Annotated in this window: 16 protein-coding genes, 6 tRNA genes and 1 pseudogene; 22 read left to right on the top strand and 1 reads right to left on the bottom strand. The window is 41.1% G+C overall.

Annotated elements, in window-relative coordinates; all coding sequences use genetic code 11:
- The first annotated feature begins 31 nt into the window (after positions 1-31).
- The 22 genes from CYO90_RS07330 to CYO90_RS07225 all read left to right on the top strand — a co-directional run bounded on the left by CYO90_RS07330 (position 32) and on the right by CYO90_RS07225 (position 17,426).
- Positions 32-421, top strand: coding sequence for an NAD(P)H-quinone oxidoreductase subunit 3 (locus CYO90_RS07330; protein WP_012001119.1), 390 nt, complete (start codon positions 32-34; stop codon positions 419-421).
- Entirely contained in the window at positions 403-915 is a 513-nt protein-coding gene (locus CYO90_RS07325) for a NuoB/complex I 20 kDa subunit family protein (RefSeq protein ID WP_103579022.1), read from the top strand. Before CYO90_RS07330 ends, CYO90_RS07325 begins: the two co-directional genes overlap by 19 nt.
- Positions 912-1,676 carry an NADH-quinone oxidoreductase subunit C gene (locus tag CYO90_RS07320; protein WP_103579021.1) on the top strand — a complete coding sequence of 255 codons (765 nt, stop codon included), beginning with the start codon at positions 912-914 and terminating at the stop codon, positions 1,674-1,676. The genes CYO90_RS07325 and CYO90_RS07320 overlap by 4 nt, the downstream gene beginning before the upstream one ends.
- Complete coding sequence (gene nuoD, locus CYO90_RS07315; protein WP_103579020.1) at positions 1,673-2,902, top strand: NADH dehydrogenase (quinone) subunit D; 1,230 nt, start codon at positions 1,673-1,675, stop codon at positions 2,900-2,902. Before CYO90_RS07320 ends, nuoD begins: the two co-directional genes overlap by 4 nt.
- A complete protein-coding gene (locus CYO90_RS07310) occupies positions 2,899-3,129 on the top strand; it encodes an NADH-ubiquinone oxidoreductase subunit E family protein (protein ID WP_004317978.1) in 231 nt (76 codons plus the stop codon). The genes nuoD and CYO90_RS07310 overlap by 4 nt, the downstream gene beginning before the upstream one ends.
- Positions 3,126-3,836 carry a hypothetical protein gene (locus CYO90_RS07305; RefSeq protein WP_103579019.1) on the top strand — a complete coding sequence of 237 codons (711 nt, stop codon included), beginning with the start codon at positions 3,126-3,128 and terminating at the stop codon, positions 3,834-3,836. The genes CYO90_RS07310 and CYO90_RS07305 overlap by 4 nt, the downstream gene beginning before the upstream one ends.
- A complete protein-coding gene (locus CYO90_RS07300) occupies positions 3,833-6,133 on the top strand; it encodes an NADH-quinone oxidoreductase subunit G (protein ID WP_103579018.1) in 2,301 nt (766 codons plus the stop codon). The genes CYO90_RS07305 and CYO90_RS07300 overlap by 4 nt, the downstream gene beginning before the upstream one ends.
- Positions 6,126-7,121 carry an NADH-quinone oxidoreductase subunit NuoH gene (gene nuoH, locus CYO90_RS07295; RefSeq protein ID WP_103579017.1) on the top strand — a complete coding sequence of 332 codons (996 nt, stop codon included), beginning with the start codon at positions 6,126-6,128 and terminating at the stop codon, positions 7,119-7,121. The genes CYO90_RS07300 and nuoH overlap by 8 nt, the downstream gene beginning before the upstream one ends.
- An 8-nt stretch (positions 7,122-7,129) precedes the next feature.
- Positions 7,130-7,768: an NADH-quinone oxidoreductase subunit NuoI gene (gene nuoI / locus CYO90_RS07290; protein ID WP_103579016.1), complete on the top strand. Its 639-nt coding sequence runs from the start codon at positions 7,130-7,132 to the stop codon at positions 7,766-7,768.
- Positions 7,761-8,297 (top strand): NADH-quinone oxidoreductase subunit J, encoded by a 537-nt coding sequence (locus tag CYO90_RS07285; protein ID WP_103579015.1) that lies wholly within the window; start codon positions 7,761-7,763, stop codon positions 8,295-8,297. Before nuoI ends, CYO90_RS07285 begins: the two co-directional genes overlap by 8 nt.
- Positions 8,294-8,596, top strand: coding sequence for an NADH-quinone oxidoreductase subunit NuoK (gene nuoK / locus CYO90_RS07280; RefSeq protein ID WP_004317991.1), 303 nt, complete (start codon positions 8,294-8,296; stop codon positions 8,594-8,596). The genes CYO90_RS07285 and nuoK overlap by 4 nt, the downstream gene beginning before the upstream one ends.
- 3 nt (positions 8,597-8,599) lie before the next feature.
- Entirely contained in the window at positions 8,600-10,438 is a 1,839-nt protein-coding gene (nuoL, locus tag CYO90_RS07275) for an NADH-quinone oxidoreductase subunit L (protein ID WP_103579014.1), read from the top strand.
- Complete coding sequence (locus CYO90_RS07270) at positions 10,438-11,949, top strand: NADH-quinone oxidoreductase subunit M (protein WP_103579013.1); 1,512 nt, start codon at positions 10,438-10,440, stop codon at positions 11,947-11,949. The genes nuoL and CYO90_RS07270 overlap by 1 nt, the downstream gene beginning before the upstream one ends.
- Entirely contained in the window at positions 11,946-13,436 is a 1,491-nt protein-coding gene (gene nuoN, locus CYO90_RS07265; RefSeq protein ID WP_004317979.1) for an NADH-quinone oxidoreductase subunit NuoN, read from the top strand. The genes CYO90_RS07270 and nuoN overlap by 4 nt, the downstream gene beginning before the upstream one ends.
- 22 nt (positions 13,437-13,458) lie before the next feature.
- Positions 13,459-15,828, top strand: coding sequence for a tetratricopeptide repeat protein (locus CYO90_RS07260; protein WP_103579039.1), 2,370 nt, complete (start codon positions 13,459-13,461; stop codon positions 15,826-15,828).
- Positions 15,829-15,834: 6 nt separating this feature from the next.
- Positions 15,835-16,566: a HEAT repeat domain-containing protein gene (locus tag CYO90_RS07255; RefSeq protein ID WP_103579012.1), complete on the top strand. Its 732-nt coding sequence runs from the start codon at positions 15,835-15,837 to the stop codon at positions 16,564-16,566.
- A 237-nt stretch (positions 16,567-16,803) separates the two neighbouring features.
- Positions 16,804-16,879, top strand: a tRNA-Lys gene (locus tag CYO90_RS07250).
- A gap of 13 nt (positions 16,880-16,892) precedes the next feature.
- A tRNA-Glu gene (locus CYO90_RS07245) sits at positions 16,893-16,968 on the top strand.
- A 16-nt stretch (positions 16,969-16,984) separates the two neighbouring features.
- Positions 16,985-17,060: transfer RNA gene (locus CYO90_RS07240), tRNA-Val, on the top strand.
- A 12-nt stretch (positions 17,061-17,072) separates the two neighbouring features.
- Positions 17,073-17,149 (top strand) — tRNA-Asp (locus CYO90_RS07235).
- Positions 17,150-17,270: 121 nt separating this feature from the next.
- Positions 17,271-17,346 (top strand) — tRNA-Lys (locus CYO90_RS07230).
- Between the two features lie 5 nt (positions 17,347-17,351).
- Positions 17,352-17,426, top strand: a tRNA-Glu gene (locus tag CYO90_RS07225).
- A gap of 956 nt (positions 17,427-18,382) precedes the next feature.
- Here CYO90_RS07225 and CYO90_RS07220 read toward each other — a convergent pair.
- Positions 18,383-18,704, bottom strand: a pseudogene (locus CYO90_RS07220) (hypothetical protein); the annotation flags it as partial.

Genomic DNA, 18,704 nt, shown 5'->3' with positions numbered 1-18,704 from the left:
TAGAATTTTGAAAAATCAAAAAAGGCGAAGTATGTCACACTCAGAGCTTGATAGCACCTATCTTGGCGCTTTTATCATACTTTTGTTAGCTACATGTTCATTTAGTCTGATAACATTTTTATCTTCAAAAATAAGCAAAAAGCTAGCCAACCGCAACACCGAGCGCTTAAAAGTTGGCTTTTACGAGTGCGGACCGACAACCGTAAAGCAGCCAAATAAGATAAATATCCACTACTTTTTTTATGGAATTTTATTTATTTTATTTGACGTTGAGGTCATTTTTATGTATCCGTGGGCGGTGGATTTTAGGCTGCTTGGGCTATTTGGGCTCATTGAGATGCTGCTTTTTGTGGCGATCTTACTCATCGGCTTTGCCTACGCTTGGCAAAAAGGAGTCTTTAAATGGCAAAGCATCAGATAAACTACGCTGCAAATGGCGGTCTGCCAGTAGTTTTAACAACCGTTGATAAGCTCGTGCAGTGGGGCAGGAGCAACTCACTTTGGGCGCTTAGCTACGGGCTTGCATGCTGTGCGATCGAGATGATGGCAAGTGGTGCTAGCAGATATGACTTTGATAGATTTGGCACCATTTTTAGGGCTAGTCCAAGGCACTCAGAGGTGATGATTATAGCTGGCACGCTAACTAAAAAGCACGCTGAATTTACAAGGCGGCTTTACGACCAGATGCCTGAGCCAAAGTGGGTCATCTCGATGGGTAGCTGCGCAAACACTGGTGGCATGTTTAACACCTACTCGACCGTTCAAGGTGTAGACCGCATAATCCCCGTCGATATCTACATCCCGGGCTGTGCCCCGCGCCCAGAGACGCTTCAGTATGCACTTATGATGCTTCAAAAAAAGATAAGAAAACAAAGTGCATTTAGGGCGCAAAAGCCAAGAAAGCTCAAAATATGAGAGAGTATAAGCCAAAAAACGACCTGCAAAAAAAGCAGTACTACAGCGAGAAATTTTATATCGCCAAAGAAACGCCAAAAGAAGCAGCAAGTGGCTCTAAATTTGACGAGGAGCTTGCTCTTTTAGAGCAAAGCGGAGTGGAAATTTTATCTAGCTACGTGGAGTTTGACCAACTTGTTCTCTATGTAAATTCAAGTGAAAATTTTAAAGCGCTTGAAACGTTAAAAAACTTTGGCTACGAGCAGCTTTGCGAGCTTGCGGCGGTTGATTATATAGCTCAAAAAGGTGGATATGAGGTCTTTTATCAGCTTTTAAGTGTTAGCAAAAATAGGCGCACGCGAGTAAAGTGCTTTGTCAAAAAGGACGAAATGCTAAAAAGCGTTTGCGAGCTTTACAAAAGCGCAAACTGGGCTGAGCGCGAGATGTATGATCTAAGTGGCGTTCTCATCAAAGATCATCCAAATTTAAAGCGTCTTATAATGCCTGATGACTGGCACTCGCACCCGCTACTAAAAAGCTATCCGTTAGTTGGTGACGAGGCTGCTAAATGGTACGAGGTGGATAAAATTTTTGGGCGTGAGTTTAGAGAGCAGATCGGCGAAGAGAACCGCGATCCAGCCTTTGTCGATGAGAAAGATACCTTTGGCTTTTCAAGAGTGTTTGACGAAAATGAAGACTACGAGTATCAAGAAGAAGGCGGCGTGAGATTTGTCAAAAAGGCTAAATTTAACCAAAGCCAGATAGTAAAGGAAAGACCTTGAGCCAGGCACCAAACCGCTTAAAACCATTTTTTGAAAATTTAGAATTTGAGCAAAATGACGGCAAGATGATACTAAATTTTGGCCCACAACACCCAAGCGCACATGGACAGCTAAAGCTTGTGCTTGAGCTTGACGGAGAAAAGGTCGTGCGCGCTATGCCAGAGGTTGGCTTTATGCACCGAGGCGTTGAAAAGATGGCTGAAAATATGACCTATCAGGAATTTATCCCAGTAACTGACAGGGTCGATTACATAGCATCAAGTGCGAATAACTACGCATTTTGCGCGGCCGTGGAGAAGCTTTGTGCTATAGAAGTGCCTCGCCGTGCGCAGATCATTAGAGTGATGCTTTTAGAGCTAAACCGCATCAGCTCGCACCTTTTATTTTTAGCCACGCACGCCCTTGACGTGGGGGCAATGAGCGTCTTTTTATACGCATTTAGAGAGCGTGAATATGTCCTTGATCTCATAGAAAAATACTGCGGCGCAAGGCTAACGCATAGCTCCATAAGGATCGGTGGCGTGCCGCTTGATCTGCCTGATGGCTGGTGCGAGGAGCTGCTTAAATTTTGCGAGAAATTTCCAAGCGACATCACGCTTTACGAAGATATGCTAAGTGAAAATAGAATTTGGCAAGCAAGGCTAATAGACATGGGTGTAGTTAGCAAAGAGCTAGCCCTTAGTAGCGGCTGCTCTGGCGTCATGCTAAGAGCAAGTGGCATCGCGCGCGACATCAGAAAAGAAGAGCCATATCTCATCTACGACGAGCTAGAATTTGACGTGCCTTACGCCACCAAGGGCGACTGCTACGCAAGATACCTACTTTATATGAAAGAGATGCGCGAGTGTGTGAAAATTTTAAAGCAGTGCGTTAGCAAGTATCAGACAAGTAGTCCCGCTATCATCGCCGATGCGCCAGAGTATGTGAGCGCTTCAAAAGAGCAGATAATGAGCCAAAACTACTCATTAATGCAGCATTTTGTGCTGATAACTCAGGGGCTAAAGCCACCAAAGGGCGAAATTTACTTTGCTAGTGAGTCGCCAAAGGGCGAGCTTGGAATTTATATAAACTCAGACGGCAGCGCAAGCCCGTATCGCCTAAAAATTCGCACGCCAAGCTTTTGGCACTGCGCAATTTACGAAGATATGCTAGTTGGACAGTATGTGGCAGATGTGGCTGCGATAATAGGCAGCACAAATATCATCTTAGGCGAGGTTGATAGATGAGAAGGGTCGATCTTAGGCATCTAAAGGGAGAGTTTTTGAGCGCTCTTGGACAGCAGATAAAGGCTAGCGAGCCAGACGAAGTGGTGATATTTTTGTTTGAGATAGGTGATTACAGCGGTGTAACAAAGGCTGTAAATTTGGCTTATAACCTAAACTGCGAGGTGATGAACTCGCTTAAATTTAACCAAGTTGATTGGGCATTAACGATAAAAAAGGGCAAGATATGAAATTTAATGATCTAGTAGCAGGCAAGAGCCTAAGTATCGCAAATTTACTAAGTTTGAGCGACAAAAATTTAGCAAAAAAGATAAAAGAGCACGAGTTTAAATACATCTCATGCTTTGAAGATAACGAGCTTGGCAGTAAAAATTTGATCCGCTGTGAGATAGGATCAATAAGCTACGTCTTAGCGCTTCTTTGTAAGTATGCAAATTTGGTGCAAAATGAGTTTTTTGATGAGCTTGATGATGGGCTGATAAGTGGCGAGTGTAACGTGGGCGAGGAGGAGTTTGAAGAGCTTGGCGAGTGGATAAAGGACGTAAAAAACGTGATCATCGATGACTCTTTTTTTACTCATCCAGATAAAGACGCGATCTTTTGGCTGCTTGAAATTTTAGGCAAAAATGTCGTCTTAGCAGGCGGCGAGGTGAGAGAATTTGTAGCAGGTGGCGAAGTTGGCGAGCTAAGAGAGCTTGACAATTTTGACGGAGCGGTCGTCTATCTAAACAAAAACGCAAGCGACGAGATCGTGGGCGGCGTGCAGTTTGGCATCGTGGCAAAGGCAAAGGATGGCGAAATTTTAAATTTAAAGGCAAAAGACTTTAGCGTGAGCGCTAAATTTAGACTTGATCCAACGCTAAAAGGCACGGTTGCCCTGCTTGGCGCAAAAAATTTTGATGGATATGCATTTAAACAAGTAGTAGTTAGCAAATGAAAATCACCATAAACGATCAAATTTTAGAGGCAAACGAGGGCGAGAGCATCCTAAACATCGCAAGGGCAAATGGTATCTACATCCCTGCGCTTTGCTACCTTAGCGGCTGTTCGCCAACGCTTGCTTGCAGGCTTTGCATGGTCGAGGCAAACGGCAAAGTGGTCTATAGCTGCAACGCCAAAGCTAAAGAGGATATGCAAATTTACACAAATACGCCAGAGATCGCTGCCGAGCGAAATGCGATCATGCAGACCTACTGCGTCAATCACCCCCTTCAATGCGGCGTTTGCGACAAAAGTAGCGAGTGCGAGCTACAAAATTTAACGGCGCATTTACGCGTAAATGATCAAAAATTTGCCATAGAGGATACGCATAAACCGCACAAAAAATGGGGGCTCATAAACTACGACCCAGCCCTTTGCGTGGTCTGCGAGAGGTGCGTGACGGTTTGCAAAGATAAGATCGGCGAGAGCGCGCTAAAAACGGTGCCAAGAGGCGTTGAAGTGCCAAAAGAGCTAAAAGAGAGCATGCCAAAAGATGCCTACGCCGTCTTTAGCAAGATGCAAAAGAGCCTAATTGCCCCAAGTGTGGGCGAAAATTTGGACTGCTCATTTTGTGGCGAGTGCATTAGCGTTTGTCCTGTTGGCGCGCTTGTTAGCTCAAATTTTCAGTATAGCTCAAATATCTGGGAGCTAAGCCGTGTCCCAGCGGCAAATCCGCACCAAAGCGACTGCGAGCTCATTTTTTATGACGTAAAAGAAAAAAGCACTAGCGATAGAAGCAAGCAAATTTACCGCGTTAGCAACGACTTTCACTTTGGCGAGATCAGCGGTGCGGCAAGGTTTGGCTACGACTTTCACAATGAAAATGCCCGCAAAAATGAGACGAAATTTAACGAGCTCATCTCAAATTTTAAAAACGGCAACATAAAAAATATAAAATTTAATAGCTTCATAACAAACGAAGAGGCGCTTATTTTGGAGCGTTTGAGAGAGAAATTTGATCTAAATTTACTAAACGATGAGGCTTTTAAATTTCAAAATTTCTTAAATATTTTTAGCGAATTTAGCGGTCTTAGCTCATATAACGCAGACTATGAGAGCCTAAAAAATAGCGACTTTATCATCTCTGCTGGCAGCTTCTTGCGCCACGAGAGCCCAGTAACAAGCTATAAGCTAAATAACGCCCTTAAGATGAATAAAGCTAGTGGAATTTACTTTCATCACATCGCTGATGATGTGGTGAAGAAATTTTCAAAGAATTTCGCCTGTGTGAGCTATGAGGCTGGCAAATTGGAGCAAATTTTACTATTTATCCTTAAAAACTGGGGTGAGAATTTACCTAGTGCGCTTATGGCTAGACTTGAAAAATTTGATGAAAACTTTGGCTTAGAAGTGGCAACTCTTAGCGAAGGCAAAGCTAAATTTACGCTCATTTTAGGTAGCGACTTTTACGCTCATGAAAATGCAAATTTACTTGCAGCTCTTACTGGAGTGATCGCAAGAACTACGCCTTTTGCTGTGATGCTCATACCACCTCGCACAAACTCGCTTGGCGTGGCTAAAATTTGCACGCTTTCACACGAGAAAAAGCCTGGCAAGACGCTAGGATACAATGAAATGGGCGAGTTTAAATTTAGCATCTTTGAGGGCGACCTTGACGCTGGCGCGCTAAATCAGCAAGAGGGCACATTTACAAGTATAAATAACGAAGTAGTGCCGACAAATGCGGCTTTGACACATAATGGTTACTTCTTAAACGATATCGCAAATGCGCTTGGGTTGGAGGCTGAAAATACGATCGACTACACGCCATTTTTGCCAAAGGAGAAGGGCTATAAGGGCGTTAAATTTGATGATTTGGAAAACTTTTACGCAAATGACGGCACAAGCCACAGAGGCTACAGGCTTGAAATCTCAAATTTCACGCCAAAAGACGATATAGAGCCACTTTTTAAAGAGAAAAATGAGCTAAATTTAAAAGAGGACGAAGCGCTAATAAGCCTTGCAAATCCTATAAATTTGCCATCGTTTTTTGCAAACTACGCTAGCGGGACTGCTAAACGCGCGAAACTTTACGCAAGTAGCGAGTTTATGGCTAAATTTGAAATTTCACAAAATGAAGCGATCATTTTAGAAAAAAATGGGCGCAAACTTGCCATTTGCGTGGAGCTTGATAGCGAGCTAGGAGGCGTGGCAGCCTATCTTGGCGACTACGACGAGAAGCTTGATATAAGCGCCATTTTTGAGGGTAACTGCTACGCTAGCATAAAAATAATAAAGGCAGAGAATGAGTGAAATGCTATTTTTTGTGATAACAACTATTGTTAAAGCAGTCGTCATCTTGGCCGTCATGGCTAGCCTTGCAGGACTTGCGACTTATGCTGAGAGAAAGGTACTAGCCTACATGCAGCGCCGCGTGGGGCCTGATATGGTGGGACCTGCTGGCGTGCTTCAGATCGTGGCTGACATGATAAAGCTCTTTACAAAAGAGGATATCCTCCCAGCAAATGCAAATAAATTTATCTTTTTAGTAGCACCTCTCATCTCTGCTATCGCGGCATTTGCAGCGCTTGCACCGGTGCCATTTTTGCCTGAGTTTGAAATTTTTGGGCATACGATTAGACCGATACTTGCTGACATAAACGTAGGCGTTTTATATATCGCTGGCGTGGCAGCGGTTTGCGTCTTTTCGCCACTTGCAGCAGGTCTTGCAAGCTACAATAAATTTGCACTAATCAGCGCTGCTCGTGCAGTCGTAGCGCTTCTTAGTTTCGAAGTAGTCGCTGGCATGGCACTTTTAAGCGTTGTCATGGTGACTAGCTCGCTCTCGTTAGTTGATATAAACAACTACCAAAAAGGCATCTTTAACTGGCTCATCTTCAAGCAGCCCCTAGCCTTCGTGCTTTTCGTGATGGCAAGCTTTGTGGAGTGCAACAGAACGCCATTTTGCTTAACAGAAAACGAGACCGAGATCGTAGCAGGCTATGGCACCGAGTATAGCGGCATGAGATGGGCGATGTTTTTTATCGGCGAATACACAAATATGATCGCAGCAAGCATCATCATAACGCTTCTATTTTTGGGTGGTTTTAATGAATTTTTATTTATCCCAGGTGCTTTGATGATCATTTTAAAATCAAGCCTAGTCTTTTTCTTTTTTCTTTGGACGAGGGCGTCGTGGCCGCATCTAAGGGTCGATCAGCTTAGCATGCTTTGCTGGAAAATTTTACTTCCGCTTGGTATCTTAAATGTCGTAATCACCGGCTTTGCACTACTTATCTAAGGCGTAAAATGAGCGAGAAAAGATATATTTTGATAGACGAAAAGATAGAGCCAAAAGGGACATTTGATAAATTTAAGCACTTCATCGCCGCTACTTTTAAGCTTGATCTTTTGGTGGGGCTAAAGATCACGCTAAAGCAGATGCTCTTTAGCAAGTCGCACACTCTAAAATACCCTATGCAAAAGATGGAGCTAAACGCCAGATATAGGGGAATTCATAGGCTTTTAAAATTTGTTGAAAGCGAAAATGAGCGCTGCATAGGCTGTGGGCTATGTGAGAAAATTTGCGTTAGCAACTGCATCTCGATGAAGACCTCGCTTGGAGAAGATGGCCGCAAAAAGGTCGCAAGCTACACGATAAATTTAAGTAGGTGCGTCTATTGCGGTTTTTGCGCTGATGTCTGCCCTGAGCTTGCCATAGTTTGCGGGCAAGAGTACGAGGTCGCAAGTGAAAATAAAATCCTCTTTGGTACAAAGGCTGAGTTTTTAACAGATGATAAATTTTTAAAAGATCAAGCCGAGTTTGAGGGCTATGGCGCGCTACCTAAAAATGCCAATAGCCTAGTGAAAAAGACGCCAAATGCGCTTACAAATGAAGATAAGGCAGAAGTGATGGATATAAATTTAAAAGGGTCAAGCGATGTATGAGAGCTTTGCATTTTATCTTTTTAGCGCCCTTATATTAGTTAGTTTTTCTTTTAGCGTGCTTTGCAAGAACGCCCTAAATGCGGTCTCTGCGCTAGCTGCTGGCATGGTTTTTATATCAGCTATATTTTTCTTGCTTGGGGCTGAGTTTTTAGGCGTGGTGCAAATCGTCGTCTATACAGGCGCAGTGGTCGTTTTATACGCATTTGCGATGATGTTTTTTGACACCAGCAAGGAGTGTGAGCCAAAAAGTGACAAAAAAGCAAAGATCATCGTCTATCTTTTAAGCAGCTTCGTAGTGCTTCTTTTGATATTTATCTTTTTAGCGCCGATCTATAGCGCTAAGCAAGAGGTGGTAAATTCTACCCTCGCCAGTCTTGGCAACATCGAAGCGGTTGGAATTTTGCTCTTTAGCAAGTATCTGCTGGCCTTTGAGATGTGCGCTATCATGCTGCTTGTGGCGATGGTGGCTGGCATCATCTTGATACACAAAGACCTAGACGCGCAAAGCAAATTTGAGGAGATGCTATGATAGGACTTACTCACTACCTCATCCTAGCAAGTCTAGTCTTTGTCATAGGGCTTGTTGGCATAATGAGAAGAAGAAATTTGATAATGCTTTTTTTCTCAAGTGAAATTTTACTAAACTCAGCAAATATCGCGCTTGCAGCCATCTCAAAATACTACTTTGACCTAACTGGGCAGATCATCGCATTTTTTATAGTAGCCATCGCTGCTAGCGAGGTCGCTGTGGGACTAGGTCTTCTCGTGCTTTGGTATAAAAAGACTGGCAGCATCAGTTTAGATTCGATGACAAATATGAAAGGCTAAGAGATGATTTTATTTTGTATTTCGCTATTTTTCCCGCTTCTTAGCTTCATCATAGCTGGTATCTTTTCGCATAGCAGTAAGAATTTATTTATCGGTCTTTTTTGCTCGCTTCTCATGATCGTTAGCGCCACGGCTTCACTCATGCTAACGGCTAGTCTTAGCGTAGATGAGCCACTAAATTTAACCCTAAAAGAGTTTATAAACTTAGGCTCGCTTGATCTTAGCTTTAGCTTCTACCTTGACGCCATCAGCCTTGTGATGCTTAGCACCGTGGGCGTGGTTGCTAGCATCGTACATATCTACTCCATTGGCTACATGAGAGATGATGCGAGCTTTAACCGCTTTTTTAGCTACCTTGGGCTCTTTGTCTTTTGCATGAACGTCCTTGTCTCAAGCGATAACTTCATAGGGCTATTTATCGGCTGGGAGGGCGTTGGGCTTTGCTCTTGGCTGCTCATTGGCTTTTGGTATAAAAGGCCTAGCGCAAATATCGCTGCAAACGAGGCTTTCGTGATGAACAGAGTGGCTGACCTAGCGATGCTTGTTGGCATCTTTTATATATTTTATAGCTTTGGCTCGCTTAAATTTAGCGAGGTTTTTAGCGCTAGAAGCGACCTTTCTGGGCTAAATTTAGGTATCATCGCCACACTTCTTTTCATAGGTGCCATGGGTAAAAGCGCGCAGTTTCCATTTCACACTTGGCTTGCAAACGCCATGGAGGGACCAACGCCAGTTTCTGCGCTCATACACGCTGCGACCATGGTAACAGCTGGCGTCTATCTAGTCATACGCGCAAATTTCATCTTTGCAAATGTGCCCGAAGTATCGCACTTTATCGCCTGCCTTGGTGCATTTGTAGCGATATTTGCCGCAAGCATCGCGCTTGTGCATAACGACCTTAAAAAGATAGTCGCCTACTCGACGCTTTCGCAGCTTGGCTATATGTTTGTAGCCGCTGGCCTAGGCGCTTACAAGATCGCACTTTTTCACCTTGCCACGCACGCATTTTTCAAGTCGCTTCTCTTTTTGTGCGCTGGCAACGTTATGCACGCGATGAATGACGAGCTAAATATCAAAAAAATGGGTGGGCTTTATAAATTTATGAAGCCAACTGCACTTCTTTCTATCATCGCAAGCTGCGCATTGGCTGGATTTTATCCATTTGCTGGCTTTTTTTCAAAAGATAAAATTTTAGAGGTCGCCTTTAGTGAAGATCAAATTTTGTGGGCCGTCTTGCTCTTTGGTGCGGTGCTTACGGCATTTTATAGTTTTAGGCTTGTTATGCTTGTCTTTTTTGCAAGACCAAAGAGCGAGGAGCACGCACATGAGGCCAAAAACTACATGCTTGTTGGCATGAGCGTGCTTGGTGTTCTCTCGGTCATCAGTGGCTTTTTTTGGAGCAACTTTAGTGAGTTTTTAAGTAACAGCCTTGGGGATTTTAAGCTAAATTTATCTCACAGCAGTGAAATTTTCTTGCTCGTTTTAACGCTTACTTTAGTGCTTGCAAGTGCTGGCTTTGCTGTGTTTGCATATAAAAAAGAAATTTTTAAAGAGAGCATTTGCGAGAGTAAAATTTACAAAATTTTGCAAAATGCCTACTTTATACCAAAATTTTATGAGAAATTTTTTATAAATGGCTACGCTTTAGTCTCTAAAATTTGTAAGAAATTTGACGAGATGATAGTCGATCGAAGTGTCGATTTTGTCGCATTTGTGGTTACTAAATTTGCATATCTTGCAAATAAAATGCAAAGTGGCGATCTTAGCGTCATGCTTAGATTTATGGTCGCAGGATTTGCCTTGCTTTTAAGCTTTATATTTTTATTAAACGGAGCCAAATAATGCTAAGTGTTATCATATTTTTCCCAGCAATAAGCGCAATACTTGGCTTTTTGATAGAAAATAAAAGCATCAAATTTTATGGAGCAAGCATCGCTCTTATCGAGCTTTTACTAGCCATTTTTATCTGCGTCAATGTCGATTTTCAGGGTTATGACTTTGTTTTAACGCATCAAGTCTCGCTCATACCAAGCCTAAATATCAGCTATTTTGTCGGCATCGACACCATCTCACTTGTGCTTATAGTCCTTAGCGCATTTATGAGCTTTATCTCTATCGCCGCACTTAGCGATGATGGGAATTTAAAGCATCTTGTTATTAGCGTGCTCTTTTTAGAGAGTACGATGATGGGCGTCTTTAGCGCGCTTGATATGATCTTGTTTTACAGCTTTTGGGAGCTTAGCCTCATACCGCTTCTTTACATCATCGGCGCATTTGGCAGTAAAAATAGAATTTACGCGGCGATCAAATTTTTCATCTATACATTTTTAGGCTCTGTCTTTATGCTAGTAGCGATCATCTTTATCGGATATCTGTGCTATCAAAAAAGCGGCGTATTTAGCTTTAATCTGCTTGATTGGTACAAGCTTGGCATCGGAGAAAATGCTCAAATTTGGCTATTTTTAGCATTTTTCTTCGCTTTTGGCGTGAAAACTCCGCTATTTCCATTTCACACGTGGCTGCCTTACGCGCACGGACAGGCTCCAACTATCGGCTCGGTGCTGCTTGCTAGCGTGCTTTTAAAGATGGGCACTTACGGCTTTGTGAGATTTTCACTCCCACTTTTTCCAGACGCTAGCCTACTTTTAAGTGGCTTTGTCTGCGTCATAGCTATCATCATGATCATCTACGCAGCCCTTGTTGCCTACGCGCAAAGCGACATGAAGCAAGTGATCGCTTATAGCTCCATTTCACACATGGGCGTCATCATGCTTGGCATCTTTTCACTAAATTTAATAGGCCTTGGCGGCTCAATATTTTTAATGATAAGCCACGGCATCGTTAGTGGCGCGCTATTTTTGTTAGTTGGCGTCATCTATGAGAGAGCTCACACCAAAGAAATTTGCGAATTTGGCGGTCTTGCCAAGGTCATGCCAAAATACGCACTCATATTTTTTATAGCAACGCTTGCAAGTATCGGCCTGCCACTAACGATTGGCTTTGTAGGCGAGTTTTTGAGCCTACTTGGCATATTTAAGCTAAACAAGCTCTTTGCGCTACTTGGTGGCTTTAGCATCATCGTGGGCGCTGTTTATATGCTGGTGCTTTATAAAAGGGTATTTTTTGGCGAGTGCAAGGAGAAAAATTTAAGCCTAAAGGATCTAAATTTTAAAGAGTTAGCCGCTCTTGTGCCACTTTGCTTGCTCATAATCATTCTTGGTATCGCACCAAATTTGATACTAAAACCGCTTGAGCCAAGCGTGCAAAATATCATAGGCAAAATGCAAACTAGAGCTGTAAATAGTGGCACAAAGGATAGAATTTCATCTTTAAATGGCGGGAGCAAACTATGAACGAAATAGCCTTTTTAGACCTAAACGAGATCTCTTTGCAATCACTCTCGCCGATGCTTAGCATGATGGTTTTTGCACTTTTTATCCTCATAGTTGGAGCGATAAAAAAGGATCTTTCAAGGAATTTCTACTGCGTATTTTGCATCATCGCTATATTTGTAAATTTAGGCATTACGCTTGATTTTAACGGGCTTAGCCTAAGCTTTTGGGATATGCTTTTAGTTGATGGAATTTCTATCATCTCGCAGATCATTATCCTAATCGCCTCAGCTCTTTTCATCCCGCTGGCACTTAGCACAAAAGAGTATTTTGAGTATAAAATTTACGAGTACTACGCGCTATTTTTGTTTATGATCGCTGGATTTTTGTTTATGGTGAGCTCAAACAACCTACTCATCATCTTTTTAGGTCTTGAGATCAGCTCGCTTTGCCTCTACACCCTAATCGCCCTTCACAACAAGGCAAAAAGCGTCGAGGCTGCTATCAAATACTTCGCGATGGGCTCGCTCTCAGCTGGCTTTTTTGCGATGGCAATAGCGATGTTTTATCTAGCAACAAACTCAATAGACATCGCTCGTATAGGCGTTGTCATAAAAGATCTTAGCCTAAATCAAAATTTAATAATCCTTCTTGGCTGCGTTTTCATCGCTTCAGCCATTGGTTTTAAGCTCTCGCTCATACCATTTCACACATGGATACCAGACGTTTATGAGGGCTCAAATGCCCCGCTAGCAGGCTATATGTCGATCGTGCCAAAGGTGGCGGGATTTATCGTCGCGTTAAGAATTTTTGCGATGCTTGAGGGCTCTGGAATTTCATGGATAAAAGATATGCTCTACATCATCGCCGTGCTTACGATGAGCCTTGCAAACATCATGGCGCTAGTGCAAAAAGACGTCAAAAGGATGCTCGCTTTTAGCTCGATAGCTCACGCTGGTGTCGTGCTTTGCGCGCTTGTAGCGAATTCTCACGAGGCAAATGTCGCCTTGTTTTTCTACTGGATCATGTTTTTGTTTGCAAATTTGGGCGCATTTTCTATGCTCTGGGTCGCAAGGTGCGATGACGTCGTCTGCTGGGACAAACGCTTTAAACATCCGTATGAGAAATTTTCAGGGCTTATTAAAATTTTGCCAAGTTACGCCGTGATAATGGGAATTTTCATGATCGCCCTTGCTGGCATACCGCCTTTTAGCGTATTTTGGGGCAAGATGGTGCTTATCTCATCGCTCATAAAGTCTGATTACGTCGTGCTTAGCCTCATCATTATGATAAACTCTGCGATTGCTATTTATTACTACCTAAAGCTCATCGTCTTTATGTTTTTAAAAGAGCCTATCGTAAAAGATAAAAATATCTACATCTCAAACGTCTCGATGGCGCTAAAAGTGATCGTTGGAGTTGCCGTTGCTGGCACGGTCTTTGCCTTTTTATTTTCTGGGGCGATTTTGGAATTTATCGAGCATTTTGTCTTTGCTTCAGGATTTTAGAAAATTTAACTATAATGGCGGCATGAAAAAGCTCTTAACCATCTTATTTTTACCGCTTTATCTATCCGCCTTTAGCCTTAGCCTAAATAGTGGCGCAAACGCAAATAAGCCTTATAGCGTCCTTCAGCTAAGTGACGAGAAAGAATTTGAATGTGTGGAGCAAATTTTAGCCTATGATACGAAGCGCTACGTTTGTATGCTCGATGATGGGATCTTGCCAAAGATCGAAGATACGACGCTGCCTTTAATGGACATAAAATATAAAAAGCAAGACGGCAAGCTCTTCATCGTCATCATGCCAAAAGCGCCTTCAAAACTTCTAAATGTTCAAACTGAGCTTTACAGCAGTCCAAGCGTGCAAGATACGCCAAAGACGACCATTTCAAAGCACTTTAGCATCATCATCGACACTTCGCTAAGTGAAAACAACAAAAGAGTGTCTGGGCTAAATTTTTCGCCTGATTTTAGGGATATGCTAAGTCCAAGCATCGGAGCGCTCGATCTTAACAAAGCGCCTATCGCTGGGCTTGATAGCAACGATATAGATATCTACATAAATATAAAAAGAGCTTACGAAAAGGGCGCTTATGAAAGCGTGGTAAAAGATACGCAAACAGCGATGAAAAGGCACCCAGCCAGTCTTTTCTCAAGTGAGTTTTTACTTTTTAGACTAAGAGCGCTTGATAAAATTTTTGAGACAAAGAGCGAGTTTGAGGGGCTGGAGCCAAAAGATATCGTAAGCGAGGGCAGAGCTTGGATAAGAAAATTCCCTTCTGATGAAAACTACCCAGAGGTGCTATATCTCATCGCTAGAGCTTACCTCAAAGATAGCATCGCAAGTGATGCAAAATATATGCTTGACATACTAAGCGAAGAGCACGCGGAGTCAAAATTTACAAAGCTTGCCACGCTTGATTATGCTGACTACCTATATAAAATAGGCAGGCAAAAAGAGGCGTTAAGCGACTATGAAAAGGTGCTCTACTCTACAAACGACATCAACCTTGCAAGCAGGGCAGCACTAAGTCTAGCAGATGCAAATATCGATAAAGAGAAATTTGACGAGGCAAAGAAATTTGTGCTAAAGATCGCAAATGCAAATGAAAAATTTTTCATGAACGATCCGACAAAATCGATGAATTTAGCCTATACATTTGCCAGCAAAGATATGCCAGACGTGGCTGCTAAAATTTATGAAATTTTGGTAAATAATAGCGATAGGACAAAGGATTTTTACGAGGCAGCATTAAAAAATTTAGCGCTAAATTTAGCCAAAACCAAAGATGAAAAAAGGGCGTATGAGTATCTAAACAGATACGAAAAAGAGTTTAAATATGGCGATTATATCGATGAGGTCGCCAAGGCAAAGGATGGGTTATTTTTTGAAGAGGACGACAAAAATGCCACCGCACTTCACGCAAGATATAAAGATCTCATCGAAAAATATGCCGGCACAAATATCAGCCAAAAGGCACTAATCAGCGAGCTTGAGCTTGATCTAAAAGAGCGTAAATTTGCCGATGCGCTAGCTTACAATAACCTCGCAAAAGATGAAAATTTAAGCCGGGCGATGGAGCTAGTAAATGAGGCTGCGCTTGAGCTAACAAAAGAATTTTTCATCAAAGATGACTGCACGGCAGTTGTAAATTTACTAGAAAACTACGATGTGAGCAAGGTCTCTTTGCCACAGTTTAAGCTATTTAACTGCTATTTTAGAACGGCGCGCTACAACGATGCTCTAGAGCTTGCCAAGGCACATGTTAAGGATGAAAATTTAGAAGATAGAGTCGAGTGGCTGGTAAATTTGAGCAAAATTTTATATAAAAATAAAGACTACGAGCATGCGATCACTGCGGCAAATGACGCGCTCTCGCTTGGTTCAGCGGTCGAGTACTCGGATCCTACGCCATCGCTTTTTGATAGATTTTACTCGCTGCTTGCGCTAAAGCGCTTTACTGAGGCGGTCTCAACGATCAGCGCGATCGAGCAGCTAAGAGGGCAGGACTTTAAGATCATCGAGGCATACGCAGCTATATGTGACTACGCGATGAAGAGCAACGACTATGCTATCGCTGCAACCTACGCTAAAAAGGCGCTTGAGCTGCAAACTAGAGCCAAGATAAATACCTTCTCACCAAAGCTAAATTTTGACTACTCAGAGGCTTCGTTAAAGACAGATAACCTCGATGAGGCGCTTGATGAGGCGAAATTTATACTAAATATGAAGCTTGAGCCAGAGGACCGCTTGCATGCGCTAAATTTGGCAAGTGAAATTTACATCAGGCAAAAGCAGTATAAGCTAGCTAAACCCTATCTAAACGAATGCGTTGGCTCAAATTTCATAAGTGCTTACAAAGATGCCTGCAAAGCCAAACTTGAGATGATAAAGTAAAATTTAGTGCTAAGTTTAAATGATCTTGAAAGAGAGTATCTAGAGCTTAAAAAAGAGAATTTCCCAGATAGCAAAAGGATCAAATTTATAGCAAATTTAGGCGCAAGTGATGAGATAGCGTATCACTATGAGCTCATTTGCAAAGAGTGGCAAGAGGGCGGGCAACTAAATTTAGAAAGCAGTTTTGATAGGCATGGAGGCGCTGGACTGGAATTTTTATTTGAGCGCTTATCCAAAAAGAGCGATCAAAAATTAAAAATAGAAACCATCTATCTTATAGCGCAAATCCTCACTAAATCTAAGCATAGAGATTTTTACACCGCGTTTTGTGACCGCCTTATCCCTCAAATCACCTCTTTTTTGGAGACAAATGATGCTGCTCTTCGCCGCAAGCTTATAATAGCGCTTGGCTGGGTTGGCTCGTTAGAGCAAATAGAAATTTTAATAAGCGAGATGTTAAACAGCAAAGATAACCTTTGCAGGGCATGGGCGGCAGCTAGCCTTATGCAGATGTCCTTTCACAGGGTCAGCCAAGCAATCTTGCGAGATAAAACAAAAGCCGCATTTTTGCAAGGCATCTCTAGCGAAAAAGAGCCATACGCCTGCGCAATTATGATAGAAGCGGCTCAAAATTTATTTGGTAAAAAGTGGATATCTTCTAGTGCAGTCCAAAATCAAGAGGCTGAAAAGATAGAAAAAGCTAGAAAAATAGCGGTAAGATTTTTAGGCAAGAATTAAATTTGCCACTAAGCGTATTAGATGCTCAAAGGAGTTTTGCTTGTTTGGCTACAAAGTAAAAATGGTTTGAATTTATAAGAAATTTTAGCTTTAAATTGAGAAGATTTAAAAATAAAATTTTTATATTTTTGCTTAGAGATAGCGGACAAAATAGCTTTAATTTGATTTAAAATTTAATTTTTTCTTGACATACAATAATGTTTTTTGTATAATCTCAATTCTTTTTTAAATAATCATGTCTTGCTAGCTCAGTCGGTAGAGCATCTCACTTTTAATGAGGGGGCCGTTGGTTCGAATCCAACGCAGGACACCATTTTTGGGTTTATGACCCTTTCGTCTAGTGGCTCAGGACTCTACTTTCTCTGTGTAGAAACAGAGGTTCAAATCCTCTAAGGGTCGCCAGATATTTTAAATTTTAGGTCGCTTAGCTCAGTTGGTAGAGCGCCACCCTTACAAGGTGGATGTCATAAGTTCGAGTCTTATAGCGACCACCATTACTTTTAGGTGCAGCGGTAGTTCAGTTGGTTAGAATGCCGCCCTGTCACGGCGGAGGTCGCGGGTTCGAGCCCCGTCCGCTGCGCCATCTATTAAACCTTAGGTTAAGGTTGCGTCTCATAAAGCACCCATTATTGAGTGTCAAATTAAATTTTAAGATTATAAGTTCTAAGATAACACTTTACGATTTGTTATTGATATTTAATCTTGCCTCGTTAGCTCAGTTGGTAGAGCATATCACTCTTAATGATGGGGTCGTAGGTTCGAGACCTACACGGGGCACCATCTTTGGCCCATTCGTCTAGCGGTTAGGACACCAGCCTCTCACGTTGGTAACACGAGTTCGAGTCTCGTATGGGTCACCATTCTTAATACTTTGATATAATTTAAAGATTAATTCTTATTAGTAAAGATTTTATTTTCTTATATGTTTCAACTATTTGTATGTTGTTGTAAATCAGAGTTAAATACATCTATGATCAATTAATAAATAACTATTATAAATTTGAAAAGATTCTGTTAAAGATTGAGTAATATCTATTTTTTATATAAATACACTATGTGATATAAAATTAAAGATGTTGTTAATTAGAGGTGCTGGTTAAGTGTTGAGTATAATGCCATAGTTGTGTGTCATTGTATTTATTAGCCTTAATAAAATTGAGTATATCGTTTTTTGTGTTTTTTGCGACTATGACTAGATTCATTATTTAAAATGAAGCAAGATCTTTTTTTAATATAGATAATCTATGCTTATAATATATCTTCATCTACTTGTTGTAGTAAGATAAATCTACAGCTAGAAAATTTTTATACTATTTTATGTGACCTTATGATTAGTAAATTTATTTTCAGAATATTTTACTTTTAAAATGGACTAAAGCTACATAATCTATTAATTTATCATAAGCGTTACATGTTTTTACACTCTTGCTTAGATTGCTAAGCTCAAGCAATATTAATGTTAATTCATTTGTATAGTAGTTTCAGCTATTTGGGTATAAACTCATCATTATATTTTATATATCAAATACTTGGAATTTTATTTGCTACACATTTACCTGTTTTGCCTCATACTTATTTAGCCATAAAGTAACTTTTATCTGTTTCCGTATCATCTTAAAATTTAGATATTTTGGTAATCTGCATATCATGTGAAAATGTTATAAATTTTCCATAGAATTAAGAAACACATTATATGTTTATTTTTTAGTTTTGCCGCGTTTATTACTCTTTTTAAGAATATAATTTTTATCGTATCTCAATACTGCTTATATTTGTATTGGCTTTTTGTTGAGTGTTGAAAGTTTATAGTAAATTACTATCTCACAATACTTTTATAGTCTAAATTTTTAAAAAGTAGTAGCTCTTTTTTGCTCTTTTTTATAAGTGCTTTTACTAGCTCTGAGGTTTCTTTATTTTTTGGTAAGACAAGATGAATTTTTTTATTTATAAAGATGACAAAGATATTTTTAAGCTCGTAAATTTCACTTACATCTTTTATGTCAAAAATTTCATTTTCTTTTGGCTCATTTTCGTAAAATGCCAAATTTTTCTCATCTACTTCAAAGATCATCTTTTTTTTAAAGTCTGAAACTTCTAAGCTTTTTAGCGCCGCTCTTCGTCTATTTTTTAAAAAAAAT

The sequence above is a fragment of the Campylobacter concisus genome (genome assembly GCF_002913745.1).
In the GTDB taxonomy this organism is placed as follows: domain Bacteria; phylum Campylobacterota; class Campylobacteria; order Campylobacterales; family Campylobacteraceae; genus Campylobacter_A; species Campylobacter_A concisus_R.
This window is presented reverse-complemented; position numbering and strand designations above follow the sequence as displayed.

Bases quoted from the DNA above. Each gene is read 5' to 3' on its own strand.
- nuoN (WP_004317979.1), top strand. From the start codon at position 11,946: ATGAACGAAATAGCCTTTTTAGACCTAAACGAGATCTCTTTGCAATCA.
- nuoL (WP_103579014.1), top strand. From the start codon at position 8,600: ATGATTTTATTTTGTATTTCGCTATTTTTCCCGCTTCTTAGCTTCATC.
- nuoK (WP_004317991.1), top strand. From the start codon at position 8,294: ATGATAGGACTTACTCACTACCTCATCCTAGCAAGTCTAGTCTTTGTC.
- CYO90_RS07270 (WP_103579013.1), top strand. From the start codon at position 10,438: ATGCTAAGTGTTATCATATTTTTCCCAGCAATAAGCGCAATACTTGGC.
- CYO90_RS07320 (WP_103579021.1), top strand. From the start codon at position 912: ATGAGAGAGTATAAGCCAAAAAACGACCTGCAAAAAAAGCAGTACTAC.
- CYO90_RS07300 (WP_103579018.1), top strand. From the start codon at position 3,833: ATGAAAATCACCATAAACGATCAAATTTTAGAGGCAAACGAGGGCGAG.
- CYO90_RS07285 (WP_103579015.1), top strand. From the start codon at position 7,761: ATGTATGAGAGCTTTGCATTTTATCTTTTTAGCGCCCTTATATTAGTT.
- CYO90_RS07330 (WP_012001119.1), top strand. From the start codon at position 32: ATGTCACACTCAGAGCTTGATAGCACCTATCTTGGCGCTTTTATCATA.
- CYO90_RS07325 (WP_103579022.1), top strand. From the start codon at position 403: ATGGCAAAGCATCAGATAAACTACGCTGCAAATGGCGGTCTGCCAGTA.
- nuoI (WP_103579016.1), top strand. From the start codon at position 7,130: ATGAGCGAGAAAAGATATATTTTGATAGACGAAAAGATAGAGCCAAAA.
- CYO90_RS07305 (WP_103579019.1), top strand. From the start codon at position 3,126: ATGAAATTTAATGATCTAGTAGCAGGCAAGAGCCTAAGTATCGCAAAT.
- CYO90_RS07310 (WP_004317978.1), top strand. From the start codon at position 2,899: ATGAGAAGGGTCGATCTTAGGCATCTAAAGGGAGAGTTTTTGAGCGCT.
- CYO90_RS07260 (WP_103579039.1), top strand. From the start codon at position 13,459: ATGAAAAAGCTCTTAACCATCTTATTTTTACCGCTTTATCTATCCGCC.
- nuoH (WP_103579017.1), top strand. From the start codon at position 6,126: ATGAGTGAAATGCTATTTTTTGTGATAACAACTATTGTTAAAGCAGTC.